20 protein-coding genes and 1 tRNA gene are annotated in these 25,660 nt (G+C 59.8%); 8 read left to right on the top strand and 13 right to left on the bottom strand.

The window, feature by feature from the left end; translation table 11 throughout:
* Positions 1-175 precede the first annotated feature (175 nt).
* Both R3D51_13620 and R3D51_13615 read left to right on the top strand, forming a co-directional pair.
* Positions 176-2,518 (top strand): transglycosylase SLT domain-containing protein, encoded by a 2,343-nt coding sequence (locus R3D51_13620; GenBank protein MEZ5900517.1) that lies wholly within the window; start codon positions 176-178, stop codon positions 2,516-2,518.
* Positions 2,519-2,611: 93 nt separating this feature from the next.
* On the top strand, positions 2,612-3,520 hold the full coding sequence (locus R3D51_13615) for an alpha/beta hydrolase (GenBank protein MEZ5900516.1): 909 nt from the start codon (positions 2,612-2,614) through the stop codon (positions 3,518-3,520).
* 42 nt (positions 3,521-3,562) lie between these two features.
* Here the strand turns inward: R3D51_13615 and R3D51_13610 are convergent, their stop codons facing one another.
* From R3D51_13610 to R3D51_13580, 7 genes are all read right to left on the bottom strand, one after another.
* Positions 3,563-5,536 carry a hypothetical protein gene (locus R3D51_13610; GenBank protein MEZ5900515.1) on the bottom strand — a complete coding sequence of 658 codons (1,974 nt, stop codon included), beginning with the start codon at positions 5,534-5,536 and terminating at the stop codon, positions 3,563-3,565.
* Between the two features lie 205 nt (positions 5,537-5,741).
* Entirely contained in the window at positions 5,742-7,892 is a 2,151-nt protein-coding gene (locus tag R3D51_13605; protein ID MEZ5900514.1) for an OmpA family protein, read from the bottom strand.
* Between the two features lie 316 nt (positions 7,893-8,208).
* Positions 8,209-9,711, bottom strand: a complete 1,503-nt coding sequence (gene cysG, locus R3D51_13600; protein MEZ5900513.1) for a siroheme synthase CysG — start codon at positions 9,709-9,711, stop codon at positions 8,209-8,211.
* 239 nt (positions 9,712-9,950) lie between these two features.
* On the bottom strand, positions 9,951-12,716 hold the full coding sequence (locus R3D51_13595; GenBank protein ID MEZ5900512.1) for a cysteine rich repeat-containing protein: 2,766 nt from the start codon (positions 12,714-12,716) through the stop codon (positions 9,951-9,953).
* Positions 12,717-12,729: 13 nt separating this feature from the next.
* Positions 12,730-14,259: a lytic transglycosylase F gene (locus tag R3D51_13590; protein ID MEZ5900511.1), complete on the bottom strand. Its 1,530-nt coding sequence runs from the start codon at positions 14,257-14,259 to the stop codon at positions 12,730-12,732.
* Between the two features lie 41 nt (positions 14,260-14,300).
* Entirely contained in the window at positions 14,301-15,179 is an 879-nt protein-coding gene (locus R3D51_13585) for an OmpA family protein (GenBank protein MEZ5900510.1), read from the bottom strand.
* A 762-nt stretch (positions 15,180-15,941) separates the two neighbouring features.
* Positions 15,942-16,033 (bottom strand) — tRNA-Ser (locus tag R3D51_13580).
* Positions 16,034-16,304: 271 nt separating this feature from the next.
* On the opposite strand from R3D51_13580, the gene R3D51_13575 reads away from it, so the two are divergent.
* On the top strand, positions 16,305-17,036 hold the full coding sequence (locus R3D51_13575) for a hypothetical protein (GenBank protein ID MEZ5900509.1): 732 nt from the start codon (positions 16,305-16,307) through the stop codon (positions 17,034-17,036).
* 72 nt (positions 17,037-17,108) lie between these two features.
* Here the strand turns inward: R3D51_13575 and R3D51_13570 are convergent, their stop codons facing one another.
* On the bottom strand, positions 17,109-17,381 hold the full coding sequence (locus R3D51_13570; GenBank protein MEZ5900508.1) for a sel1 repeat family protein: 273 nt from the start codon (positions 17,379-17,381) through the stop codon (positions 17,109-17,111).
* A gap of 481 nt (positions 17,382-17,862) precedes the next feature.
* On the opposite strand from R3D51_13570, the gene R3D51_13565 reads away from it, so the two are divergent.
* Entirely contained in the window at positions 17,863-18,117 is a 255-nt protein-coding gene (locus tag R3D51_13565) for a hypothetical protein (GenBank protein ID MEZ5900507.1), read from the top strand.
* On the opposite strand, the gene R3D51_13560 is transcribed toward R3D51_13565, so the two are convergent.
* Positions 18,118-18,771, bottom strand: coding sequence for a glutathione S-transferase N-terminal domain-containing protein (locus R3D51_13560; protein MEZ5900506.1), 654 nt, complete (start codon positions 18,769-18,771; stop codon positions 18,118-18,120). It abuts the gene before it with no gap.
* Between the two features lie 15 nt (positions 18,772-18,786).
* A complete protein-coding gene (locus R3D51_13555; protein ID MEZ5900505.1) occupies positions 18,787-19,755 on the bottom strand; it encodes a quinone oxidoreductase in 969 nt (322 codons plus the stop codon).
* A 371-nt stretch (positions 19,756-20,126) separates the two neighbouring features.
* Between R3D51_13555 and R3D51_13550 the strand changes: the two genes are divergently transcribed.
* From R3D51_13550 to R3D51_13535, 4 genes are all read left to right on the top strand, one after another.
* The gene (locus tag R3D51_13550) at positions 20,127-20,456 is read left to right on the top strand and encodes a hypothetical protein (GenBank protein MEZ5900504.1); all 330 of its coding nucleotides are present in this window, start codon (positions 20,127-20,129) and stop codon (positions 20,454-20,456) included.
* Positions 20,457-20,665: 209 nt separating this feature from the next.
* Entirely contained in the window at positions 20,666-21,682 is a 1,017-nt protein-coding gene (locus R3D51_13545; protein MEZ5900503.1) for a VTT domain-containing protein, read from the top strand.
* 91 nt (positions 21,683-21,773) lie between these two features.
* Complete coding sequence (locus tag R3D51_13540) at positions 21,774-23,192, top strand: cytochrome P450 (GenBank protein MEZ5900502.1); 1,419 nt, start codon at positions 21,774-21,776, stop codon at positions 23,190-23,192.
* A gap of 92 nt (positions 23,193-23,284) precedes the next feature.
* Positions 23,285-23,419, top strand: a complete 135-nt coding sequence (locus tag R3D51_13535) for a hypothetical protein (protein MEZ5900501.1) — start codon at positions 23,285-23,287, stop codon at positions 23,417-23,419.
* Here R3D51_13535 and gatB read toward each other — a convergent pair.
* The 3 genes from gatB to R3D51_13520 all read right to left on the bottom strand — a co-directional run bounded on the left by gatB (position 23,416) and on the right by R3D51_13520 (position 25,658).
* Positions 23,416-24,906: an Asp-tRNA(Asn)/Glu-tRNA(Gln) amidotransferase subunit GatB gene (gene gatB, locus R3D51_13530; GenBank protein MEZ5900500.1), complete on the bottom strand. Its 1,491-nt coding sequence runs from the start codon at positions 24,904-24,906 to the stop codon at positions 23,416-23,418. The two genes, R3D51_13535 and gatB, sit on opposite strands and share 4 nt — an antisense overlap.
* Positions 24,907-24,998: 92 nt before the next feature.
* Positions 24,999-25,304, bottom strand: a complete 306-nt coding sequence (locus R3D51_13525; GenBank protein MEZ5900499.1) for a hypothetical protein — start codon at positions 25,302-25,304, stop codon at positions 24,999-25,001.
* A 3-nt stretch (positions 25,305-25,307) separates the two neighbouring features.
* The gene (locus R3D51_13520) at positions 25,308-25,658 is read right to left on the bottom strand and encodes a chorismate mutase (GenBank protein ID MEZ5900498.1); all 351 of its coding nucleotides are present in this window, start codon (positions 25,656-25,658) and stop codon (positions 25,308-25,310) included.
* Between the last annotated feature and the right edge of the window lie 2 nt (positions 25,659-25,660).

The raw sequence follows: 25,660 nt of genomic DNA, 5'->3' as shown, positions 1-25,660 counted from the left end.
TGTTACGCGCGGGCGTGCCGGCGAATCTGATAATTCCAATGGGTTGCACATCGGACCGCGGTGGTGAAGCCATGTCTGCGGGCCATGGTGTTGCCGCAGGGGACTTGTAACCAAATTGTCCTAAGCGCTTGTGCCAGTCCGCTGCACGCCGCTTAATGATGCTAAGAGGTGCAGGATGGACCGGAGAATTCGACGCGACATTAGGCGCTACGCCTGCGGCCTGCAAGCCAGCCCACGCCGCAGCGCAAATCCGCCTCTGCAAGGCTCGATCCGGCCCTTTCGTACCCAGAAATCTCTGCCAAACATTGCAATTATGGCTTTCGCTGGCACGATTTCCGCGGTGGTGAGCCTATCGGGGCTGATTCCATTCACCGCGCACTCCGCCGAAGCGGTCGCAGCGGTAACCCCCGCCAACAAGGAAATTCCGGCCCCCGTTCGACTTAAGGAAGAGGCCGCACATGTCGCAGCGCTCGACAAAGCTCTTGCGCCGGTGCGCGATTACGCGCCTTCGGCCGAGGACGCCAAGCGCATCAAGGAAGCCGTCTCCGCAGTCGCCAAAGCTAACATGGTGCGCTTTATCGAGTTGAAGGCGGAGATCACCGACCCCGTCGCCTTAAAGCTGCTCGATTGGGTCCGCTTGCGCTATGGCTACGGTGATCCGGCCGAATATCGCGCATTCCTCAAGGCCAATCCATTGTGGCCGCAGCGCAGTCTGCTGACCCAACGCATGGAAGAGCAACTTTTCTCGCAAGGCGGCAGCGCGGCCTCGATCAAGCAGTTCTTCCAAGATGCACCGCCGGAAACGGGCCTCGGATATGCGGCGCTGGCATCGGCATACTTGGCGGAAGGCAATAAGGAAGAAGCCCGCAAACTCGCCGCCAAGACGTGGCGCGAGTACGACATTCCTTCCACGCTCGAAACTGGATTTCTCGAACGCTTCTCAGGCCTGCTGACCGAGCAAGACCACAAGTGGCGTTTCGATCGCATGGTGACGGACGATGTGCGTTGGGCCGGCAATCGCAAAGCACGCTCTGCATATGCCAAGCGCGTGATCCCGCTGCTGTCCGAGCCCGAACGCAAGAAGGCCATTGCGCGCCTTGCCGTATTCGACCAGGCCTCCAACGCAAGAAAGCTGATGGCGGCTCTGCCCTCAGACCCAAAAGACACCGGGCTCGCCTATCATCGCGCGCAACTTCTGCGCAAAGCCGACAAGACCGATGAAGCCGCCAAAATCATCATGTCGTTCAGGCCGGACCCGGAAAAGATCCCGGAAATCGACGAATGGTGGGCGGAGCGCCGTCAACTCGCCTATGACGCGCTGAAGGAGAACAAGTATCAACTCGCTTACCAACTGACGAGAGACGCGGGGCCCCTCAGCGTCAATCCGCTGAAGGAGCAGACCTTCATGGCGGGTTGGATCGCATTTCGATATCTGGGCAAACCCGACGTTGCCGCAAAACATTTCGCCGACATGGCCAAGGCCGCCGATGGACCTTTAAGCCGCGCCAAAGCCACCTACTGGCAGGGGCGCGTTGCCGAAGCTCTCGGCGACAGCGCAGGTGCAAGGGCATTCTATAAAGCTGGCGCCAAAGACAGCGACACGTTCCACGGTTTGCTTTGCATCAAGAAGCTTGATCCAACCAGCACGCGCATCGAGATAACGCCGCCCAAACAGCCGACGGCAGAGCAGATCGCTCGCTTCAACAATCTCGATGCGGTGAAGGCCGTCGTGCTGGCGGACAAGGCCGGCCTGTCGCGCAACTACACCCGCGGCTTCCTCACCTCCTTGCGCATCGGCCTTCCGACGGAAGAAGAGGCAGGCATGATCGCCTATCTCGCCGACGCGATCGGAGACACACAGATGTCGCTGCGCGTAGCCAAATCGGCAATCGCGCGTGGACAAAACCTCATCACCTATGGCTATCCGGTTCACGTTTTCCCAGCCTACACGCCGCTGCGCCAACCGCCGGAATTGCCGTTCCTGCTCGGCATTGCGCGCCAGGAAACGGAATTCGATACGAGCATCGTCTCAGGCGCCGGGGCCAAGGGTTTGCTGCAGGTCATGACCGTCACCGCCAAGCACGTCTGCCGCGATTACAAGCTCAAGTGCGACATCTCCCGCTTGCTGAAAGATCCGTCCTATAACGCCATGATCGCTTCGGCCTATATCGGCGACCGCATGGACGAGTTCGACGGATCCTATGTGCTGGGCCTGGCCGGATACAACGCCGGCCCCGGACGCGCCCGTCAATGGGTGCGCGAGTTCGGCGACCCGCGCGATCCCAAGATTGATCCCATCGATTGGATCGAACGCATTCCAATTAGAGAAACGCGGGAGTACGTTGCCAAAGTGCTCTCCAACATCCAGATCTATCGGGCACGGATCGGTAATGAGGCAACCGCATTGCAGATCGACAAGGACCTGCAGCGTGCGCGCGGATCAGGCAAAATTCCAACTAAGACCGATGACCGAGAAAATCGTGATGGCGACGGTGCCGGATCGGGATCAGAGGGCTGAAACAAATACCCGTCGCGTGCGCATTTCCACTCCGAAACGGTATAGTGCTTCAATCGAAGCAGACGAATCGCAACGCCAGGAGTGAATCGAACGATGAGCGACGCACCAGCCGCCTTCAAGGAGATCTACTTCACCGTACGCGATGGATTGCGTCTTTATGCGCGCCACTATCCGTCTGCGAAGCCCGGCAAGACAACGCGCCCCGTGCTGTGCCTGGCAGGACTGACACGCAATTGCCGCGACTTCCACCTCGTTGCGAGCGCACTTGCCAACGACGAGGCCGCACCGCGCGATGTTTATGCGCTCGACACCCGCGGCCGCGGTCTATCCGAGCACGATCGAGATTGGAAGAATTACACCGTTCCCAACGAGATGCAGGACGTGCTCGACTTCATGACGATGCTGGAGTTGACGGATTGCGGGATCATCGGGACATCCCGCGGCGGGCTGATTACGATGGTATTGGCGGCGGCGCAGCCGTCCCGCATCGGTGCAGCGGTGCTCAACGACATCGGCCCCGTCATTGAAACCCAAGGCTTGATGCGGATCGCCGGATACGTCGGGAAGACGCCGCTACCGAAATCGTGGAGCGATGCCGCGCGCGCGGTGCGCGATCTGACCCGTCGCGATTTTCCAGATTTGAGCGAAGAGGACGCGCTCGATTTTGCCCGACAGCTTTTCAACGAAAAGAACGGGCGGCCTGTCGCGGGCTATGACGCCAAGATCGCCAAGGGCTTTTCCATGCTCGACGGTCCGATGCCACAGCTCTGGCCACAGTTCGGCGCACTCAAGAATGCCCCTGTCCTGGTTCTCCGCGGCGGCAACTCCGATCTGCTATCGCAGGCGACAGTCGATGAAATGACGCGGCGTCATCCAAACTGTACGGCGCACACGGTTCCCAACGAGGGGCACGCGCCCTTGCTATGGGATGCCGCCACAATCGCCGCCATCGCGTCGTTCTTCGCCAAGTCCGATGCGCGCCAGCACGCACACGCCGCCTGAGCAGCCCAGCGAGAACCCGCCTGTATTGACAGAGCGTGACCGTCAGCCCTTGCTGCTGTCGACGTCGCCTTTGTCGACGCGACGGGAGAACTCGGTGTGGCCGCCACTGGCCAGAATGCGCGCCTGCTCAACCCAATTTTCGCGCTCGATCCGGCCCTTGAAATCGAGCTGCTCGCTGATGCGTTCGATGTCACCTGCGGTCCAGTTCGCAATCTGCTCGTAAGACGCGATCCCGAGAGCATTGAGCCGCTTTTCGATCAGCACGCCGATACCGCGAATGCGCTTGAGGTCATCGAACTCTTCTGGCGCGCCATCACTGAGAAGCGCATCGGAGCGGATGGAGCGCAGACCATCGAGGGCTGCCCGCTCCGCCTCCCTGCCTTCACTATCTTTGCTCTCCTGCTCTTTGATCGCATCCACCAGACGCGCCGGACGCAAGATGTTGGGATCGACCTTTGAGAGCGGCGAGATCGGCTCGATCGGACGAATACCGCGAGTGACGCTTGCCGAAGCTGCGGCCATTGCAGCTGCTGCCGCAGCGGCCATTTCTGCGACGGAACGTTGCGGCGGTGGCGACCTGCCAGGCTCGGCATCGGCGGTGGACAAGCGTTCCTGCAAACTTGCCGCTGGCGGAAGCTCTGGGGTTTGCGGCGGCGACATATTTAGGGAAGGCTCGGGCTGCGCAGACTCCTCCTCCGCGGATTCCGGCTCATCTTCAATCTCTTGCTGATCGTCAGCCTGTCCGTCAGGCTCGACTGCTTCCTCCAGCGAGGTTTGATCGGCATCCTCAACCAGTTCTTCTTCGGCCTCAAGCTGATCTTCAGGTTCGGGCGCCTGTTGCGCGGCAGGCTGCGGTAGAACGGACTTTGCTTCCACCTGCTCCGGCTTCTTCTGCAGGGTTGTTGCTGCGGCAGCGGCAGCCGCTGCAGCGCTCATTAGCCCTGCGGAGGTGTAGGAAGAAGCCTGCTGCGCGGTTCCGGCCTTTGGTTGTTCAGCCCGAGGCTCGGCAGCCGGAACCGGTTGCGGCGACGGCGAACTTGCCGCTTGCTGTTGCAGCAGTGCGGCGCGGTTGCGCGAGTAATAGGTCTCGCCACCCTTAGCGAGAATTTGCGCCTGCTCGATCCACTGCTCGCGTTCGATGCGGCCACCAATTCCGAGTTCCTTGCCAAACCGTTCTGCATCAGCGGGCGTCCAGCCAGCGATATTCTCGAATGTCGTTATGCCTAGCCCATGCAGGCGCTGCATCAACGGCACATCTATGGCGCGAATGCGCAGGAAGTCGTCGCCATCCGTGATCGGCGGCACAACAGGTGCTGTCGGTTTCGGCGCAGGCGGTTGCGAAGAAACTGGGCTTGCTGGCGGCGTGCGATCGACTGCGGCGGGAGGGGGCTGCGTTGCCGCCCGATCTGCGGCCGCCCGAGCTGCAGCAAGGGCTGCGGCGGCAGCAGCCGCGGTCGCGGATGCCGCACCACCTGCAATTGGCGTGCTCGACTGTGGCGGGCTCTTGCTGACGATGGGCGTCGAAGTGTGCGCCGGGGCCGGAGGTGGAACCGCCGCGGGCTTAGGTGCCACAGGCATAGCCACCGGCACAGGCGCCGGCTTGGGAGCAGGCTTTGCTATGTCGGCTCCCGGCCCGCGCGCCGTCACTGGCTTCAACACCTGCGGACGGATCTCGACGATCATCTTGCGCGGCGTATTGTCCGGTAGAACCGCGTGCACCAGTGTCCGCTCAAACCGCTCGGTATCAAGTGGAGCGGGAGCAGGACGCGGCTCTGGACGCGGAAGGATATCGATCTTGGGCTGGACAAGTTCGAACTCCCGCGATTTGAACTTCGGCGGCGGCGCAGGTGTGCGCACGGGAATGGGCGCGGGCAACGGCCGAACTGTCACAGGCCCGGCGGCCACATAGGCCGCGCGTGTGGTTTTAAGCGTGCGTTTGATCAGGCACGCGATGAACGCACCGGTGAAGTAGCTCGCCAGCAGCAACAGAAAGGTCTGAAGCAGCAAATAGGTCATAACCGGTCAACTCCACCGCGCGCCGTAGTACGCCATCCTCGCCTGCACTCGCGGCACATCAGTTTTCTTCCTCACGGCCACACGAGATCCAGCCCGCCGCCAGCCCGAGAGCGAAAGCGAGAAGTATCCACCAGATGAGCCTTACAAACAGATAGTCCATGATGCCGTGTCCTGTGCCGTGTCTCCGGCGCTTGCGCGCCAGTTGCTACTTGCTCTTGACGGTAAACTCGATGCGCCGATTACGAGCCCGCCCCTCGGCCGTGTTGTTGTCTGCGATTGGACGGCTCGCCCCGTAGCCAATCGCGGTCAGACGGTTGCGATCCACGCCGGCCCGAACCAGGAAGTCCACCACCGCCTGAGCGCGGCGGTTTGACAGCCTCTGATTGCGCTCGTCGGTGCCTTCGGAGTCGGTGTGTCCTTCGATCTCGATGCGGAAATTAGGGCATGCGTTGGCGACCTCGGCAAGAGCACTCAAGGTGTCCGTACTGTCGGCTGTGAGATCAGCTTTAGCGCGATCGAAATTGATGGTGCCGCCGGCGGCGGTCTGGCGCATTAGATCCTGGCAGCGATCTGCTTCGGTAATGATCTCGATTTTGCGTACCACGTCGATTTTGTCGCTCGATGTGTAGCCGGGCGGCAGATCCTGTTGGAGCGCAACGTGCACATCGCGGGCGGTATCCCGGCTGTCGCTCGCGCCAATCAAAGAAAGCTGTGTCCTGGCCAGAGAGACCGTTCCTCGCATTAACCGCGCCAGCTGTTCCAGTCCGTGCACGGCCACCTTGTTCCAAGGTTCCATTGGAGAGGCGACCACGCGCATCTGATCGACGATCTTGGCGTCGGCAAACAACTTTTGAGCAGCGCTCATAATCAGCGAGCGGCTGGCCTCGTCAGGGATGTCGCCGGACAACACCAGCGAGCCATCGCGGCCGTGCTCAGCCCTCCAGGTCAGATCCGTGTTGATCTGTCCGGTGAACTTAATGTCGGTTTCGGTTGCGCATGACTGTCCGGCGCCAGCCTTGACGTCGGCAGGCACACCCTGGGCGACGGCGTAATCATCCGTCGTGCCCGAGACCAGCAGCTTCTTGTCATTCAGCAACGCGCGGCCAGCTTTTAGACGCGGCAGAGCATTGAGCCCAGCAACGATGCATTCCTGCCAGCCCTCCGGCGCGCCGGGAACGATTTGAAGCTTGTCGGTGACCGGGCGTCCGGGATAGCGCGCCTTGACGAGTTCTATCAAAGCTGCCCGCGCTTGCTCGTTAGGAATGTAGCCGCTCACCTCTATGGCCGTACCGTCCGCCGCAATCGACATCAGGTAGTTGCCGGACGACGGCTGCCCCTGTCGTTGCGGATAGCGGATCTGCTCGGCGAGTTTGAAATTCCTCGGGACATCGAGACGCAACGCTTTACGCACGTTATTGGCAGTCGCCTCATCTGCGGCGTCGCCCTGGAAGGACATATCGCGAGCATTGATGTTGGCAATGCCTGACTTGAGGCTTGCCAACTGCGTCAACGCGGTTTCAGCAGCGCGCGCCCAACCATCTGGTGCGCCATCGGCAACTTCGGTTCTATCGACGAGCGCGGAGCGCGGGAACAACGACTTGGCTTGTGCAAACAGTTGCTGACGCAAACGCTCATTGGGGACGTAGCCACCCATGATCACGCGGGCGGAGGTATTCTGAGCACTCCACACAAAGGGATTTGCAATCGGCGGTGTAATCTTCTCCGACGCGAGCTTCACGCCGCCCGGCATCGATTGCAACGCTGTCCGCACGCTCTTGTAGACCGGCGATGTCGGGGCCTCTCCGGCTATTGACATGTCCAGCAACTCAAGTTCGAGCGAGCCGCGTTTGAGCTGCGCCAACTGCCGAAGGCCGAAGTCTATCCCGCGCATCCACGGCGCCTTGTCGGGCGCGCCGCGGGCCATCTTCATTTCGTCCTTGATTTCGGCCTTGGCGAAATCTTGGCGCGCCAGCGCGAGTATCTCTTTTCGCGCTTCATCGTTTGGCACGTATCCCGAAAGCACAACCTTGCCGTCACGCCAGGACGCCGACCACAAGTAGCGTTCGATCTGTTCAAGCAGCGCCGAGCGATTGATGACCGTACGCACGCCCCAGGTGTCGCGCATGGCGGCGATTGCACGGCTGGGCTCGTTGTCGTCGTCGGCCCGTCCGGTCAGCGCACCGTCGCGGCCAGCGAAGATAGGAACTGCCCAGTCCATCCCCTTGCGAGCGAGAGAGTCCTGAGTTCGGCGTCCCAGGTCGGCTTCAATGCCTTCGTGCTCGAACTGGACGGCAAGCCAGCTCAGCAACGCAATGGGGATCAATCCCAACAGCCAGTAGGACGGATTGCACCGCATGCGAACTGTCACTCCCAACGCGCCCATCACGTTACGGGCTTGGCACCCGACCGTGCCGCCGCGACGGACGTTGCCCGCTTTCAGGGCGCAACCCGCACCCCGACAGCGTTCTTCTGCCTGCCGCTCGTAAGCCCCCTTACCGAAGCGCACACAACTATAGCCAAACCCCGATGGCAACCCAAACGGCGTCCGGTTTGTAATTGGTCCGACCAATAGGCTGAGCGATGCGAATTTTTGATGGCAAGTGTTGCCCGAAAGCGCCGCTTTAAGTGCCTTTCTTTAGTGGCAAAAATCCAACTCTGAGCCGCGCCCGGTCTTACGTCTTTTCGGGATTAACCAAAGTTTCCTGGACTGGCTCTCCGGCCTCGTCGCCCTCCGGGCCAAGGACCTGGCCAATCAGCACCAGACACGGCCCTGCGATGCCGGCACTCTCTAATTGCCCCGGCAAGCTGCCGATATCGCCAGCGATGTTGCGCGCGTCGGCGCGCGTCAGGTTAAACGTCGCGATGGCCGGCGTACTGGTGGGAAGTCCTGCAGCAATCAGCTTTGCACACATCTCCGCCAACGTACGCTGCGCCATGTAAACGGCGGTTGTCGCCCGCGGATCTGCGAGCGCCTGCCAATCGAGCGTATCGGGCAACTTGCCTTCGCGCGAATGACCGGTAACGAGTTGCACCCGCTTCGCATGATCGCGATGGGTGAGCGAAACCTTGAGGTTTGCGGCAGCCGCCTGCACGGCAGAAATGCCGGGGATCACCTCGAACGCAACGCCCGCCTCGCGCAAGACGCCAATCTCTTCACCGGCTCTGCCGAAGATCAGCGGATCGCCCGACTTCAGTCGTGCAACGCGATTGCCCCCCTGGGCGAGTTCGACCATCAGCGCATTGATCTCGGTTTGCTTGCAAGCAGGTCCGTAGCCGGTCTTGCCGACAAGAATGCGGCGCGCTTCACGGCGGGCAAATTCCAGCACCGGCACGCTCACGAGATCGTCGTAGAGAATGACGTCAGCGCTGCGCAAGGCGCGAACTGCGCGAAGTGTCAAAAGCTCCGGATCGCCGGGTCCTGCGCCAACGAGCGACACAAAGCCGCCGCTTGGATTGTCTACGCGCTCGCGTGACGCCTGAGAGATGAGATCTTCCAGATCCTGCGTGTTGGGCGGCGTATCCGCGCGCGCCAACGCGGTCTGCGTGAAGAGTTCCCAAAAGCGCCGACGTTCGGAGATCGTCGCGCCCAACCGGTCGCCCTCCCGCCGCCAGACTTTCGCAGCCTCGGCCCAGCGCTTGAACCCGGAAGGCAACCACGCTTCCAACCGCGAACGGATCGCTTGGCCGAACACCGGCGCAGCCCCATCGGTGGAAATGGCGACAACCAGGGGAGAGCGGTTGACGATGGAGCCGAATTGAAACTGACATAGCTCCGGACGATCCACGACATTGACAGGCACGCCACGCAGGCGCGCGGCGTTGGCAAACGCCTGACCTTCCTGCTGATCGGAAATTGCCCCAACAGCAATTGCGGCACCTGAAAGATCATCCGTCTGCCAGTCCCGCTCGATCAAGCAAATGGTCCCACCGGGTGGCGAACCGGCAACCTCTCGCATCTCGCGCGACATTTCAGAGGCGTAGACATCGACATCGGCGCCCGCCGCCGACAGCAACTCCGCTTTCCACGCCGCAGCATCGCTCCCACCCGCCAACACCGCGCGGCGGTCTGCAAGCTTGAAGAATACCGGAAGCACGGCGAGCGCATCCATGCGTGCCGCCCGTGTCGGGCGCGGCACGCGCGGCTGCGCTGTATCAGCTGGCTTCTCAGGTGTCATATAGCTTCAGCAATCCAGGGGTAGAGGCGCAACATCCGCCACGCGGAGCCATGACGATACACCTGTGCATCAAGCGCGCAGCGCAGGATGTGGGGACATGGTTTCGCGCTGGCGGTGTTCGGCGCTGTCGGTGCGTGCAATCGATACACTCAAAAATGCGCATTTACAGCTTTTCGCGCGATGCTTCAAACTGCCATTAGCCAAGACGCACGCGGCAAGGGCGGAAGGTCCGCGCGCCGCTATTCCGACCCGTTCGCAGCTTCGGCCCAGCAGACACGTGCCCGAGCTTGGCAGGTAAAGTAACCAACCACGAGCAGATCGACGTCGGCCTTGCACGTCACCGTTGCGCCCTTGGCAGCAAACTCCTGGGCTGCGTGGCGAGCGGCATAGGAGTTGATCTTGTTGCCCAACAACTTGCGCGCGTCGTTACTCGTCGCATCCTTGCCCCAGTCGGTGATGCTCACATTGACAGAGCGGCAAACCTGCTTGGTCTCGGGCTTGGCGGCGGGTGCATCAACCTCGGCATTCTCATCTATGGCGCCAGTCGTGACACTGGTTTGCGGCGCTTCGGCCGCCTTGTTGTGCGCCGTGAAGACAACCTTCCCAACAGCGTCAACAACTTGACCGCAGGCTTCCGTCAGCGCGTCACGCTGACCGACGAGGCATTGAGCTATACGCCCATCCCCAGGCTGCGTTCCGGCGCACAAGGCTGCAATATCGGGCGAACATGCGCTGATCGCGTTATCGACCTCATCGATGAGCACTTCAGCCTGCTCGCGCGCGTCAGCCAACGTCTGCTCGCATTTCTCGCTTCGCTTATCGGCGTTCGCGATAAGACAGAATGCCAGCCTCCCCTCGCCGGGCGTGACTGTCGAGCAGTAGTTGCGAAGATCTTCCGCACAGCCTGCCGTGCCCTTCTCAATGATTGCCTCGACCTTGGCTCCGAGTGCTTCAAGCACCGGATGCGCGGCCGTGACCGCTTTCACAGGCTCTGCTTGCTCATTACCGTTCTCTGCGTCAGCCACAGAGCCCTGAGGAGCAGCAATCGCCTCGGCCAACCTGTCAACGACATGGCCACAATCGACGCTGAGCGCCGACCGCTGCTGCATCAGACACTCGGCAATACGGCCCTCTCCAGGGTCTGTGCCTGCGCATTGTGCAGCAATGTCGGGCGCACAAGTTTCAACAGCTTGATCGATCTCGTTGATGATGTCGTCGGCTTCGCGGCCTACTTCGCCCAAGGCCTGCTCGCACGACTGCGTCCGCTTATCCGCGTGCGCTGCCAAACATAGAGCAATGCGCCCCTCTCCAGGCGCGACGTTCGCGCAATATTGTTTGATGTCTTCGGCGCATCCCTGGCTACCCTTCTCGACCATGGCAGCAACCTTGGCATCCAGTTCTTCAAGCACGTTCGGCGAAGAGGCTTGAGCCGTATCCTCGACAACCGCGCCACTATCGGCTGGTACATCACCGCTGTCGTAGGCGACGTTTTGAATGGGCGGGAAGATCATGTTGGCAAGCTTATCGACAACATTGCCGCAACCCTGACTCAGCACATCTCTTTGCTCCAGCAAGCATTGAGCAATGCGACCTTCGCCGGGTTCGGTGCCGGCGCAATGCGTGTCGATGTCTGGCGTGCAGGTTTCTGCGGCCTGATCAATCTCGTTGATTATGTTCTCAGCCCGGCTGCGCGCCTCGTCGATGGCGGCTGCGCACGAAGGCGTGCGCTTGTCGGCGTGTGCGATCAGGCAGAATGCAAGACGGCCTTCGCCCGGCGCAACGGTCGAACAATAGTTCTCAAGATCGACCGCGCAGGCTTGTTTACCCTTCTCCAACATCGCAGCCACCTTGTCGTCGAGCGCGGCGAGGACAGGGGTGACCGGCGCGTCCGCCTCGGACGCCTGCTGCGCTGGCGCCGGAGAGGTGTCGGCGAACTCGACTGGATTTTCGGCGTTATCGGCCATGTTTTGAACGGCCGGGAAAATCACATTAGCGAGCTTGTCGACCACGTGCCCGCAACCCTCACTCAGCACCTCCCGCTGCTCCAACAGGCACTGCGCGATGCGTCCTTCGCCTGGCTCCGTGCCTCCGCAATGCTGTGCGATATCGGGCGAGCACGTCTCCACCGCTTGATCGATTTTGTTGATTAAGTTCTCAGCTTGGGTGCGCGCATCATCGATTGCCGCGGCGCACGAAGGCGTGCGCTTGTCGGCATGCGCAATCAGGCAGTATGCGAGACGGCCCTCACCCGGCGCAACGGTCGAACAATACTTTTCAAGATCGACCGCGCAGGCTTGTTTGCCCTTCTCCAGCATCGCCGCCACCTTGGCGTCCAGCTCATCGAGCACACTCGGCGAGGAGGCTTCGGCCTGCTGCGGAGGTGGTTGCGTACTATCTGAAGCGCTGCTGGCACCGCTATCCGCTACGTTTTGGGAAGGTGCAAAAATTACGTTGGCGAGCCGATCAACGATATTGCCGCAGCCCTCGCTCAGCGACTCCCGCTGCTCCAATAGACATTGAGCGATGCGCCCCTCTCCCGGCTGCGTACCGGCACAGTGGCTTGCGATGTCGCTGGAGCAGATGTCGATCGCCTGATCGAGCCCGTTGATGATCTCCTCGGCCTGTCCGCGCGCGTCATCCATGGCCGCTTCGCAGGAAGCCGTGCGCTTATCGGCATGAGCGATCAGGCAGAAAGCAATGCGGCCCTCGCCTGGAGCGACTGTCGAGCAGTACTTGGCCAAATCCTCGGCACATGCCTGCTTGCCTTTGTCGATCATGGCTGCGACCTTAGCGTCGATGCCGATCATGATCGAATTGGCCGACGGCAGAAGTGCGTATCCACCGTGAGTGTCCGGGGTCGCGTTCGTCTGAGCCGGCTCGCCCGAGGTGCCTTGCTCATCTTGCGCATTCGCCTGCGAAACAGACAATAACGCAACAGCCCCCAACAGCACCAAACTGAACCGGGCAAACACAGACATCAAACGAAACAAAAAAGCGCGACTCATAACTCTCTCTCGATTACTCAGCGGCGTGCTTCAGATTTCTTCTTTCCAGGGCGGATGTATAAGCCTGGATGAACGCGATGTAATAGCGGTGGACATTGCGCACGTACTGCACTGTCTCCAGCCCAACCGACTTCCACACCGCCCACTCAACGTTCTCATACCACACATTAGGGTTTGTCGACTTTGCTCTGAGCTTTTTCAAGCGCTCAGGCCCCGCGTTGTATGAGGCCAGAAGCAGCATCCGACGGTCGAATTCTTCCATCCCATCTTGATTGACGTACCTATCTCGCAGAAATTTAAAGTATTTCGCGAATGCGTGGACGTTCTCCTCGAGATTGGTGATGTTCGGCAAGTTGACGTTTGGATCGCGCGCGGTCGCCGGCATCATCTGCATAATTCCAGTGGCCCCCGTGCGCATGACGAGCTTCTGATCGAAGCGCGATTCCTGAAATGCGACGGCGGCCATCAAAAACGGATCGATCCCATACATCTCACCGTATTTGCGAAACAAGAACAGCAGCCCGTTCAGGCGCTCCGTATTGGCTGGATCCGAGGCCTTCTTCAGCAACTTATCGCTCTTGAAGTACTCCGAGAAAACAATGTTACCGCGCTCAGTGCCCTTTTTCGACTGAGCAACGAACTTGTTCACTACGGCTGCGAATTGGGGACTATCTTTTCTGAAGGCCCACGCGATGTTTCCATCGGTCCGCAATGACGCCGCCTCGTGGGCCTTCAGGTTCTCATAAACTTGGCTCCACAAGTTGTAGATGTGATTATCGACGACGGTAGCTTCAGTCAGCCCCGATTGGACCATATCCAGTATATCTTCGTCTTCGAGGCGGTAGTCTGCTTCAACGATCTTGATCGGCGCATATCCCTTTGCCTCTAGAGTTTCATTCACCTTCTTGAGGCTTGCAAAGTAGCTGCTTGTGGACCGCACCGTGATCGTCATGCCTGAAAGATCATCCAGGCTCTGGATGTCTTTTGCAGAAGCAGGCGTGACAATAAATTCTTTCACTCCCGTCAGAACAGGATCTGAGAAGGCAACCTTCTCCTGCCTTTCCGGCGTGATCGTAAGATTGGCAATCACGAGATCGCCTTTGCCAGCGGCAAGATCCTCCAGCAATCGACCGCGTGGCGTTGGAATGGCGAAGAAGAAAATGCGCTTCGATTTATCTTTGATCTTGGCGTTTAGGTCCTTTTCGAAGGCGCGCAGCGCCTCGACAGCGATGCCGCGCGCCTCGCCACCGTCCAGGAAGAAGTAGGTCTTGCTCAACGGAATAAGAACGCGGATCTGCCGCCGCGTGACCATCTTATCGTAGTCGCCGAAAAGCGGCTTGGCCGTCGCGGCTTGGAACGGATCTGTAACGTCGAGCGCCAAGGCTGGCCGATCGCCGCCAAACGCGATCAGAGTTGCAATAAACACCGTCACCTGCGCGATCGAGGCGAGTAGTCCTGCTTGCAAACGGCCCCCTTGGAAACGTCCCCGGCGAACAACAAATCGAATGAATATGGTGCGAACGCCCCCCGAAACTTCGCCCATCCTCTCCTCCTCGTTCAAAGCCCCCCGGCTTATTCAAACGCTCAACGATCTGTGCGGATCAGTTCCACGCGCCGATTGAGTGCGCGACCGTCCAACGTAGCATTATTCCCCTTGGGCTGGCTTTCGCCCATGCCGTCGGTCTTCAACCGTGTCTTGTCAATTCCTTCCGCAACGAGCGCATTCGCCACCGAAGCCGCGCGTTCGCTAGACAGCTTCTTGTTGTAGCCGGCATCGCCGATTGAATCGGTGTGTCCATTGATCTGAAGCGTCCAGGTCGGATTGTTCTTCAAGGTCTCCGCAATATCCTTGATCAACTTCGACGAGTCTGGACGCAAGCTCGCCTTGTCGAAATCGAAGTGAAGGCCATAGATGTCGTACTTGCGCAACGTAGATAGCGCCTGCTCCATGGCGGAGCGCATCGAAGCGCCCGCTGTGACACGAACGATCCGTTCCGAGCGGATCTGCTTTTCCCAGCCAAACTGAAGCGTGCTCTGTAGCATCAGCGGATTGTTTTTGTTGTCGAGGAAATAGAAATCGCCAATACCGGTCTTGTCGCCCGTGCCGAATGTGCCGGTGGCGTGAACGACCGGCACTTTGACGATGGTGTTTTCAATCAGAAGCGGGATCTTGATATCCTTTTCGACCAACTGAAGCAGGCCGTCGATGCGCGACAATTGCGCGTCGTAAACGAGCGACAACGCGGTCTTGCCTTTCGTTCGCAATTCAATCAGCGATTCTCCCGAGATCCCCAGCGATGTCGTGCCTGGAATTGAGAGCGGCATGTTCTGCGCATAGCCAAGCACATAGGCTTTCGAATTCTTGCGATCCGCAATGAGAATGTCGCGAGCAACCACAAGCCCACGGGTACTCGAATAAGTTAGGCTGAGTGCCTCCGGCTTAATTGCTGTGAATGCCAGCACGCTTTCGGCATCGGGGCCAAAGCGGTTTGAGAATGCGCTTGTGAGTTGTCCACCTACATGGGGAAGTAGCGGCCCGGTGTCATCGCTTCGCGCTGAAGGCGCCGCAGTCAGACTCCAAATACCGATGATCGCCGCACAGCAAAATGCACGGGTACAATTCCCCCTTAACGCGAACATAGCTCCCTCCCAATTCATCGCAGTTTGAGCATTACCCTATTCGAACAACCTACCAATTGCCAAGGCTCGTTCCCGACAATCGTGACGTTGTCCAATGTTCCTTAGCGCTGAAGAATATCTTGCGGCCCCCAGACATTGCCCATCGACTTTCCGGAAACAGTCGACACGCCCGCGTCACAAACACCAACTGTCGATGCATTTAGCCATTGAACACGCATCACACATGACGCTGTCAATTGGCGGAGATCTTACCGCCACAGGTTCCAGTCGCTAGCACCAGATCATTCAAGGTTTTTGATATCCCCGCTGAAATTGGCCTTAGGCCGGGCCGGCCTGTTGCCAAGAGCGGCCGTCAGGGAAGTGACCGCACCAATCTCCCATTCACGCGAGGCGGAACATGACGAACGCGCACGTCCAAGAGCGGAGCCGAAGAATCCAGCTCAGTTTTTTATGATCGAGTTTCAGATGTTTATTAAATTGCTGACGGGTCTCGAGAGCCTAAGTTCAAACCCGGATCAGGTGCGCGACTGCGCGACCGTCGCGAGCGCTGCCCCCCGGAGCGTCTTGGGCGCGTGAGCGAAAAACTGGCGGAGACGGAGGGATTCGAACCCTCGATACACCTTTCGGCGTATAACGCTTTAGCAAAGCGCCGCCTTCAGCCACTCGGCCACATCTCCAGTCCGGCGAAGCACCCCGTATAAATGCGCCCCAGCGCCATTGCAAGTTGGGTTGCGACTTCAAAAAGGCCCTGGCCCCTGGGTTCTGGCACGGCGCGGCGCAGCGCCGCGCTTTCTCCTGGGCAGCTGCTCGAGGCCGGGTTCCATGAGCGGGCGTCACGCCAGACCGGGCGAGGAGTCGACCTTAGTCGCCAATTCCGTTAAACCGTGCATTGCCGGACGGCGGCAACGGGAACTTGGCACAGCGGATCAATGAGGGGGCTTGAACGGAATGTTCCAGGCACGCAGCCATCTGCTTGTCTTGATCTGCCTCGCGACAGCGCTCGCCGCTGCAGGCGTGCCCGCGCAGGCTGCGCCTCCTGAGTTCTGCGTTTCGTGTACCGGTCCGCAGGCGCAATACCGCTGCACCTTTTCCGACGACGTCCATGTGGCGCCCCAAGGTGGGCTGCAATTATATTGTATAACCACGCTGGCGCGCGAAGGCGGACATCAAAGCTGTGCCGTAGACCGCCAAAGCGAACGCCCCTGCAACGGAACACCCAAGGTTCTCGCGCTGCCAGCCGGCGCGCCCGACGACGGGGTCAAGGAGACGGTTACGCCACCGCCGTCTGTAAGGCCGCCTGATGCCGCACCCGCTGGCTCCACCGCGCCAGCAAACGCTAATGCCGGCCCGCCACAGAACCCGCCCACCGGCAACGCTGGAGCACAAGCGCCAGCCAGCAGCAAGACCTGGAGCGATTCATCGGGCGCACCAGCTTCCCCGCCTAAAAAGGACGCTGAGGGAGACGCTCAGAAAGGTACCACTCAAGAAGCAGATCAGAAAGGTCCTGCAGACGACGCTGGCGAGCCCGCGACCGTGGTCGAACCCGTGGAGAAGGCCGGCAAAGCCGTGAGCGATGCCGCCAAGAAGACGGGAAAGGTTCTTGAGGACGCGGGATCGGCCGTTGGCCATGCCGCCAAGAAGACGTGGAAGTGTCTCACGACGCTGTTTGGCGATTGCTGAAGATCGACCGCTTCGCCTCGGCCACACAGCGCGCGATCATCAGCAGGGTGCGCTGCGCGTAGAAGCGTCTGATCAATGAATCCTGTTAAGCCATTCGCGCGCGCGCTTCTGCGCTTTCGCCACGTCGGCCTTCTTCATCTCACGGGCAAGTTCCGAGCGATAGAGCTTGGCATCTTCGTTGCCACGGATCGCCGCCAGATTGAACCATTTGTGCGCTTCGATGAGGTCTGCCTCTACGTCGCGGCCTGTGCTGTACATGAGTCCGAGTTCGAACAGCGCGTCGGGCTGACCACCCTGAGCGGCGTATTCGATTACGTCACGCGAACTGAAATCCAAACGAGCCATCACTCATATTCCCCGTTACTCACTCGATCTTGTAAGGAACCGCGCAGGAATTTTTCCTAAGAAATCCACAGAAGCGGCATGCGCAGGCACCGTGCCCTCGCGCTTTCCCAACGATGTATGCGTAGGGAGAAAAACTCGTAAATTTCGATCGTTCTTGTTTGAAAGTTCTCATCAATACTCATGATCGAACAGGTGCGTCATGTTTTCTTTAGAGACGTTTTTTTCGTTACGGGACCCAAACAAGGAACTAGTTAGGAACCTCGGTAAGGGTTCTCTAACCATAAAAGAAAATGACCTCGGCCGACCTGTGGAAAACGAAACGTTGCACCGTCCATTCAGGTGAGGTTCAGTATGGCGCCGTCATCATGACAGTACAGGGTCGCGATTGGGCCAACTAGAGATCTTCCTTGTGGCGCAATCGTTCAACTGAAGCGGCACCGTTCGTTCAGGCGGCAACCTGGCGAGCAAAAGGGGAATGACTATGAAACGGGTTCTGGCAGCAGGAGCGGCAGCATTATCGCTCTCGGCATGTGCGAACGTCGACAGTCCGCCTTCCTATCTTGGCATGGCGACGTCGGCGATCACGAGAGACGACACCGCTCATGCCGATGAAGCGCAGATGCCTGATGCCGTTCGCCACGTCACTTCAAACAAAGTGCTGGGCGCCATGGCGTTCCAGAAGGTCACCGGCGCCAAGATCGACCCGACCACACTCGTCGGACACCGCACGCCTTAATCAGGCGTTAACGCGCAATAATGGATCTGCCCCAAGCTCCAACCCACGAATGACCGCCGGTCGCGCCGCAATCCGGTCAAACCAATTCTTCAGACGCGGAAATTGCCCAAGGTCCTGGCCGAGATCGGGCCAACGTCGCACCCACGGGAAACACGCGATGTCGGCAATCGAATACTCGACCGCCAGATAATCGCGATCCTTGAGGCGGCGCTCCAGGACGGAGAACAGCCGCGTGACTTCCTTCGTATAGCGCTCCACGCCGTAAGGAATTTTCTCGGTGGCATACTTGCGGAAATGCAGCGCCTGTCCGGCCATCGGGCCCAGGCCGCCAACCTGCCAGAACAGCCACTGATCGATGTCCGCCTTGCGCCGTTCGGCGGTCGGATAGAAACGCTCGTATTTCCGCGCGAGGTATTGAAGGATCGCGCCCGACTCAAACAATGACAGCGCATTCCCGTCTGGCCCGTCGGGATCGACGATCGCGGGAATACGGTTGTTGGGCGAGATCGCCAAATAATCCGGCTCATGCTGTGCACCCGCATTGATGTCAACGTAGCGCACCTGATACGGCTCACCCAACTCTTCGAGCATGATGGCGATCTTCTGCCCGTTCGGCGTCGGCCAAAAATACAAGGTGATGTCGTCTGACGCCATTCGGCATCCTTCTCTTTAGGGTATCAGAACAATCGAACCCGTGGTCTTGCGCCCCTCCAGATCGCGATGCGCATCTGCGGTGGCTGCAAGCGGATAACGATGATTGACCTCGATCTTGATCTTTCCACTGCCCACCATCGAAAACAGATCGGCAGCGTTATCGAGCAACTCCTGACGGGTTGCGGTATATGCAAACAGCGACGGACGTGTGGCGAAAAGAGAACCCTTTAAGGCCGTGAGTTCAAAAGGCGGTACAGGACCGGAGGCATTGCCGAACGAAACCCAAAGTCCACGGGGCTTCAAGCAATCCAACGATGCGGGAAATGTATCCTTGCCAATGGAGTCGTAGGCGACATCGCAAAGTTTGCCGTTCGTGATCTCCTTCACGCGCTCGACGAAATTCTCAGTGCGATAGTTGATCACATGCGTGCAGCCGTGAGCCTTGGCAAGTGCGACCTTCTCAGGCGAACCCGCCGTCCCGATAATCGTCGCACCCAGCGCCTTAGCCCATTGGCACGCGATGAGACCAACGCCACCGGCCGCGGCATGAAACAACATGGTCGTCTCCGGGCCGACACGATACGTTTCGCGCAAAAGGTAGCGCACTGTCATGCCCTGCAACATCATTGCTGCGGCCATATCATCACTCACGTTGTCGGGCAGCTTCACCATGCGGTCGGCCGGTGCGAGACGCTCGCTCGCATAGCTGCCCATCGGTCCGGCGTATGCGACGCGGTCGCCTTCCTTGAGGTCGCTCACGCCCTCGCCCACGCCGGTCACCACGCCTGCGCCTTCGACGCCGATGACGGCTGGAAGAGAGGGCAGTTTATAGAGCCCGGTACGATGATAGGTATCGATGTAGTTGATACCGATGGCCGTCTGGCGCAATCGAACCTGCCCGGGGCCGGGCTTTCCGACTTCCACGTCTTCATACCGCAGCTGATCGATGCCGCCATGCTCGTGAATGCGAACCGCCTTGGCCATCGTCTCACTCCTTTTCTTTCATGTCTCGCGTGCCACGGACCCCTCCGCTGCCCGCTCTTGCCGCCCGCTTGGCGGACCCGACACGATCTTCCATCCTCGTGCGAACGTTCCGCTCAAGAGCGAATCCGGCTACGCCGCATAGCTATCCCACTGGCTTAAGACGAATTGCCTTGAGCCTGCCATGCTCGCCTTCTAGGGGCACGGAACATATCTCTCAAGGTGCATCTATGGCTTTTTGCGGCCCTCGTCCGTACCCTTTCCCAACCGCGCGCCTGCTTAGCATCGCGCTGGCGGTTGGCGCGTGTGCGGCTTTTGGGGGATGCTCAAACTCCGACAACGGCTCGTCCGCACCCCAAATTGGGCTTTCTTGCGTGGACGATTCCAGCCATTGCATCGGCCAGCGCGAAAAGGTCTTCGACCAGTACATGGCGGACAAATCTCGCAGTTGGGTGAAACAACCCGCTACGCCAGAGGCTTATGCGTCCGGGGTTAGACTTTTCGCGCTCTCCAAACGGCGCAAGGAACTCACGTGCGATGAACTCGCCCATGCCAAGCGCGAGGCTGAAGCGGGCCCTGGGGTGTTGCGCGCCAATGCCAGCGGCCGCCTGACCCCCGCGCAGGTCTCGCGCGGCGTGATGCTGGCGAGCGAAGTGGAACGTGATCTGCGCCGCGAGTACGAGCGCCGTTGCAGAAAGACTTGATGGCAGGCTGATGATACCTATCTGCCTGTCGGGGGTCTTTAACGTCGGGGCGGTACGGTCGAGGGAAGGGGCAGAAAATCCCCATCCCAGCTCGGTCCAGCCCAGACTGTGTCAAAATTCCGATGCAAGCCGTGCTTCCCAAGCGCGCAACCGATCATGATCCGAACGGCCTCGTATTCACGCAAGGCCGCATCAGAGGAAGCAACCTCATGCTCCAGCAGTTTGTAGACGGCATCACGACCATGATGCGCGAGCATGAGAGCTGGGCTGTTCCGATCGCATTCCTTGTCGCATTCGGCGAGTCATTGTGCTTTGCCTCCATCATCTGGCCGGGCTGGGCCATCCTCGTGGGGTTTTCAGGTGCACTTGCAGCGTCCGGTGTCTCTCCGAACGTTCTTATGCCGATGGTGATCGCAGCCGGACTGGGCGGTGCTGTCGGCTATGCCGTCTCCTATTGGATCGGCAGCCACTTCAAAGGCTCTATCGCCTCGATCTGGCCGTTCAAAAACGATCCCTCGCTCATTCCACGCGGCGAGCATTTCTTCACAAGATACGGTGCATGGAGCGTGTTCCTCGGACATTTTGTCGGGCCTATCCGTGCGGTCATTCCCGTGATCGCAGGCATGTTCCGGATGCCCCAATTCTCCTTTCAAATCGCCAATACGACGAGCGCCTTCATCTGGGCAGCATGGGCCGTGCTCGCGCCGTTCTGGGGCGTCTACTACAAGGACACGATCTTTGAGGTGATCCTCCAGCACGAGCACATTGCGGCACTCGGCATGTTCCTCCTGGCGGCTCTTCACGCCGTGCCAATTCCCGTCCTGTTCTGGCCAACCGTACTGCTTTTGCTGGCAGGCAGCTTTTTGTATCTTTCAGCAGGCGGCAATGCGCTGCTGCTTCTGGCAGCAGGCTCGGCCGGCGTCCTTACGGGTGATCTTGCGGGCTATCTCCTGGGCCGAGCCCGCAGGGAGGATCCTCATGCCGTCTGGCCCTTCTCTTGGTATCCCGATGGCATTCCCGCAGCGCGCGAATATCTCGCGCGGTGGGGTGCTTCCGGCATGATTACGAGCAAGTTTCTCGGTCCGAGCCGCGCTTATGTCCCCGTCGTGGCTGGCGCCAAGCAAATGCCAATTCTGCTCTTCGTGATCGTGAGTTTGATCTCTGCGGTCATGGTAACGGCAGTCTGTATCTCTCCGCGCCTGATTTTGGGGCTGTTTGGCCTTTAGCTGGATTTGCATTGGACCGCTCTGCCTAAGGAAGCCAAACATCCGCGCATCGCCTCTTGGTCCTGCCCAACTGGCTTCCTAGATTGCATATGTGCTGAACGAGCTGACAAAGACTGCTCCCCTTTACCCGCCGACGGTGGCGCCCGCCGCGCGAGCGTTGCCGCTTTGGCTTTCGCTGCTTCGTTTCACGCGCAATCCTTTGCGATCTCTACCACGCGCCGTCTACGAGCAAGACATCGTCGTCTACGGCCGCAAGCGCCCTCTTGTGGCCTGGGTAACCGGCAGCGACCTCGTTGAGCAGATCCTCATCAAGCGCACCGATGTGTTCGCCAAGACGAGGCTCGACAGGCGCGTGTTGAAACCGCTTATCGGAACTGGCTTGCTGACGGCACAAGGCGAGCACTGGCGCTGGCAACGCAAAATGGCGAGCCCGCTGTTTCGCCCCAACGATGCGCTCACCTATGTTCCGGCCATGACGCAGGCGGCACGCGAACAGATCGAACGATGGCGGGCAAAGGGCGCTGTACACATCGCCCCCATCGAGATCGACATGACGGAAACGACGTTCGCCGTCATCGCGCGCACAATTCTGGCGGGCATCGACGAAAGCGAAGCCAGCGAGATTCAGCGTACAGGCTACGCATTCATCCGGCCAATTATGTGGTCGGTCGCATCCGCACTCATGTTGACGCCGGACACGTGGTGGTATCCGGGTAAAGCGCAGATGATGCGCGCAGCAGCCGAAAATCGCGCGACCGTTCAGCGCCTGCTCGATAAGCGGCGGGCAGCCGGGATAGAGGGCGACGATCTTGTCGCCAGGATGCTTCAAGCACGCCATCCCGATACAGACGCGCCAATGAGCGACGACGAACTCATCGACAACCTCGGCACATTCCTGCTTGCCGGTCACGAGACGACGGCCAAGGCGCTCACATGGACACTTTATCTCCTGGCCCGATCACCCGAATGGCAGAAGCGCGTGCGCGAGGAGATTGCCGCGGCGACCAGCGGCCGCCAGGTGTGTGCGAACGACATTGCACAGCTGCCTCTCACCCAGCGGGTGCTCAAGGAGAGCATGAGGCTCTACCCGCCCGTTCCCGCCATGACGCGCGTGAACCTTGAGGCGACGACGCTGGGCGGTGTTACCTTGCCCGAACCGGCCCTCATCGTCGTTCCGGTGTTCGCAATTCATCGCCATAAGGCGACGTGGGAAGATCCCGACCGCTTCGATCCAGACCGTTTCCTGCCGGAACGGGAAGCGCAGCTCAAGCGCACACAGTTCATGCCGTTCGGCGCCGGGCCCCGCGTCTGCATCGGGGCCTCGTTCGCAATGACGGAGGCGATTGTCGTGCTCGCGTCGTTGCTCCAGCAGGTCCGCTTCTCGTGGGACGGCACGCATAATCCAGAGCCCATCAGCCGCGTTACGTTGCATCCCAAGGGCGGAATGCCGCTAAAAGTCGAGATCCTTCAGGGCCCCCCACCCGACATGGTGGATAAAGCGTTAAATTGAAGGCTGAGCCGACGTCTTGGATTTGAAGAGAATTGTAAACATCCTCTGGTACAGTTTGTCGCATGGGAGGCTGACCCTTTGAGGAGGGAGCCATGACAACGACAAAGCTGCTTTACACGACGGCGGCCATCCTGCCGGGCGGGTTCTTTATTTTTGCAATCGCCCTGCTGTTGCGGGTCTACTTGAGCTGGACGCAACGCGCGCGGTTCAAGCGCGCCTTGCCCTAGATGCCGAGTTTTGACTTCAAGATCTCATTGACCGCGGCCGGGTTCGCCTTGCCGCCCGTCGACTTCATCACCTGCCCGACGAACCACCCCAACAGATTGGGCTTCGCTTTCGCCTGCTCGGCCTTCTCCGGGTTGGCAGCAATGATCTCGTCCACCGCCTTCTCGATGGCGCCGGTGTCCGTGACCTGACGCATCCCGCGCTTCTCAACGATCTCTGCGGGATCGCCGCCCTCTGTCCAAACAATCTCGAACAGATCCTTTGCGATCTTGCCGGAGATAGCATTCGAAGCGATGAGGTTCACGATGCCGGCGATCTGCTGAGGCGTCACCTTGCTGTCCGCAATGTCGTGACCTTCCTTGTTGAGCCGACCCAGCAGCTCGTTGATGACCCAGTTGGCGGCGAGCTTGCCGTCACGCTTGGCATCCGAAACGAGCCCGAGAACCTTCTCGAAATAGTCCGCGCGCTCGCGTTCAGCAACGAGCACGTTCGCGTCATACCCCGATAAGCTAAAGTCCTTCATGAAGCGCGAACGCTTTTCATCCGGCAGCTCGGGCAGATGGTCTTTCAGATCATCGACCCAGCCCTGCTCCAGTTCGAGCGGCAGCAGGTCGGGATCGGGGAAGTAGCGATAGTCGTGCGCTTCTTCCTTGGAACGCATGGAGCGGGTCTCGCCCTTGGCGGAATCAAACAGCCGCGTCTCCTGATCGATTTTGCCGCCGTCTTCCAGAATGTCGATCTGGCGGCGCGCTTCTACCTCGATCGCCTGTCCGATGAAGCGAATGGAGTTGACGTTCTTGATTTCACAGCGCGTGCCCAGCTCGTCACCGGGCTTGCGCACCGAGACGTTGACGTCGGCGCGCAGGTTGCCCTTCTCCATGTCGCCATCACAGGTGCCGAGATAGCGCAGAATGGTGCGCAGCTTGGTCACGTAGGCCTGGGCCTGCTTGGATGACCGCATGTCGGGCTTCGACACGATTTCCATCAGCGCCACGCCCGAGCGGTTCAAATCGACGTAGGAGTAGTCGGGATGCTGGTCGTGAAGCGACTTTCCAGCGTCCTGCTCCAGATGCAGTCGCTCGATACCGACGGTCATGGGCTCGCCATCGACGTCGATCTCAACGGTGCCTTCTCCCACCACCGGCTGCTTGTACTGGGAGATCTGATAGCCCTGCGGGAGGTCGGGATAAAAATAGTTCTTGCGGTCGAAAACGCTTCTCAGGTTGATCTGCGCCTTGAGACCCAGCCCGGTGCGGATCGCCTGCGCCACGCACTCTTCGTTGATGACGGGCAACATGCCGGGCATGGCCGCGTCCACCAGCGAGACATGGCTGTTGGGCTCGGCGCCGAATGCCGTCGATGAGCCGGAAAAGAGCTTTGACTGCGAGGCTACCTGGGCATGCACCTCCATGCCGATCACGACCTCCCAGTCGCCGGTAGCGCCTGGGATCAGGTTGTTCGACTTGCTCGCCTTGGTCTTGTCTTGCATTTTGTCACCCTCGCAGATGCGCACTGGTTATCCCAAATTGCCGGTGCGCTGCAACCACCATGGACGCCGCGCGAATGCGCAGGAAATCGGCTTCAGGCGTCGCTTGAGCTTTTGGTCCGGTAGCCGATCCAGGCAAAGACGAGCCCGGTGAGCAGAGAGAGAACAAAGACGCCTGCGGCGGCGCGCGCCACACGCGGCGCATCCAGTACACCCACTAGTGCAACCAGGTACAGCACGACAAAGCCGGCAACCGCGCCGGCAAATGCCGCGATCAGCAGCTTGGCGGGCTCATCGACCTTACGCCCCATGGCGAAAGCTACCCAGATCAAAGCCGGATTGAGCAGCGCGTACAGCGCGACTTCGTACAGCGGAACGATATTTTGCGGGCCGGGGCTCATCGGTCAGCCACCGTCATTGTCGGCGCCGGTGTCGGCATCCGTCTTCGCATCCTGGGTCTGACGGATACGCTCTTCCTCGTACTGGATGAACCACCCGATCATCTGTCGCCACAGCGCCTCGCATAGATCAGCAGACACCGCGTGCTGCTCGGCGTTGGCGCGCACCCGATCGATCACCTGCTGAATGCGCCAGGGCACAACAGCGCCTTCCGGCGTGTTCATCTTCAATTGCCAGGCGCGATCCACATACTTGAAGCGTTCCGCAATGAGCTCCACAAGCGTCTCGTCTATTCGATCGATCTCAGTGCGCACCTGCCCCATATCGGCGCATTCCCAGGGCTTTTTCGGATCCATCC

Source organism: Hyphomicrobiaceae bacterium, from assembly GCA_041397645.1.
Lineage (GTDB): Bacteria > Pseudomonadota > Alphaproteobacteria > Rhizobiales > Hyphomicrobiaceae > Hyphomicrobium_B.
The sequence above is the reverse complement of the archived record's forward strand: the minus strand, read 5'-3'. Positions and strand labels throughout refer to the sequence as shown.

Bases quoted from the DNA above. Each gene is read 5' to 3' on its own strand.
- R3D51_13605 (MEZ5900514.1), bottom strand. From the start codon at position 7,892: ATGCGGTGCAATCCGTCCTACTGGCTGTTGGGATTGATCCCCATTGCG.
- R3D51_13610 (MEZ5900515.1), bottom strand. From the start codon at position 5,536: ATGACCTATTTGCTGCTTCAGACCTTTCTGTTGCTGCTGGCGAGCTAC.
- R3D51_13590 (MEZ5900511.1), bottom strand. From the start codon at position 14,259: ATGGGCGAAGTTTCGGGGGGCGTTCGCACCATATTCATTCGATTTGTT.
- R3D51_13545 (MEZ5900503.1), top strand. From the start codon at position 20,666: ATGCTCCAGCAGTTTGTAGACGGCATCACGACCATGATGCGCGAGCAT.
- R3D51_13615 (MEZ5900516.1), top strand. From the start codon at position 2,612: ATGAGCGACGCACCAGCCGCCTTCAAGGAGATCTACTTCACCGTACGC.
- R3D51_13535 (MEZ5900501.1), top strand. From the start codon at position 23,285: ATGACAACGACAAAGCTGCTTTACACGACGGCGGCCATCCTGCCGGGC.
- R3D51_13560 (MEZ5900506.1), bottom strand. From the start codon at position 18,771: ATGGCGTCAGACGACATCACCTTGTATTTTTGGCCGACGCCGAACGGG.
- R3D51_13525 (MEZ5900499.1), bottom strand. From the start codon at position 25,304: ATGAGCCCCGGCCCGCAAAATATCGTTCCGCTGTACGAAGTCGCGCTG.
- R3D51_13520 (MEZ5900498.1), bottom strand. From the start codon at position 25,658: ATGGATCCGAAAAAGCCCTGGGAATGCGCCGATATGGGGCAGGTGCGC.
- cysG (MEZ5900513.1), bottom strand. From the start codon at position 9,711: ATGACACCTGAGAAGCCAGCTGATACAGCGCAGCCGCGCGTGCCGCGC.
- gatB (MEZ5900500.1), bottom strand. From the start codon at position 24,906: ATGCAAGACAAGACCAAGGCGAGCAAGTCGAACAACCTGATCCCAGGC.
- R3D51_13555 (MEZ5900505.1), bottom strand. From the start codon at position 19,755: ATGGCCAAGGCGGTTCGCATTCACGAGCATGGCGGCATCGATCAGCTG.
- R3D51_13575 (MEZ5900509.1), top strand. From the start codon at position 16,305: ATGTTCCAGGCACGCAGCCATCTGCTTGTCTTGATCTGCCTCGCGACA.
- R3D51_13620 (MEZ5900517.1), top strand. From the start codon at position 176: ATGGACCGGAGAATTCGACGCGACATTAGGCGCTACGCCTGCGGCCTG.
- R3D51_13565 (MEZ5900507.1), top strand. From the start codon at position 17,863: ATGAAACGGGTTCTGGCAGCAGGAGCGGCAGCATTATCGCTCTCGGCA.
- R3D51_13595 (MEZ5900512.1), bottom strand. From the start codon at position 12,716: ATGAGTCGCGCTTTTTTGTTTCGTTTGATGTCTGTGTTTGCCCGGTTC.
- R3D51_13570 (MEZ5900508.1), bottom strand. From the start codon at position 17,381: ATGGCTCGTTTGGATTTCAGTTCGCGTGACGTAATCGAATACGCCGCT.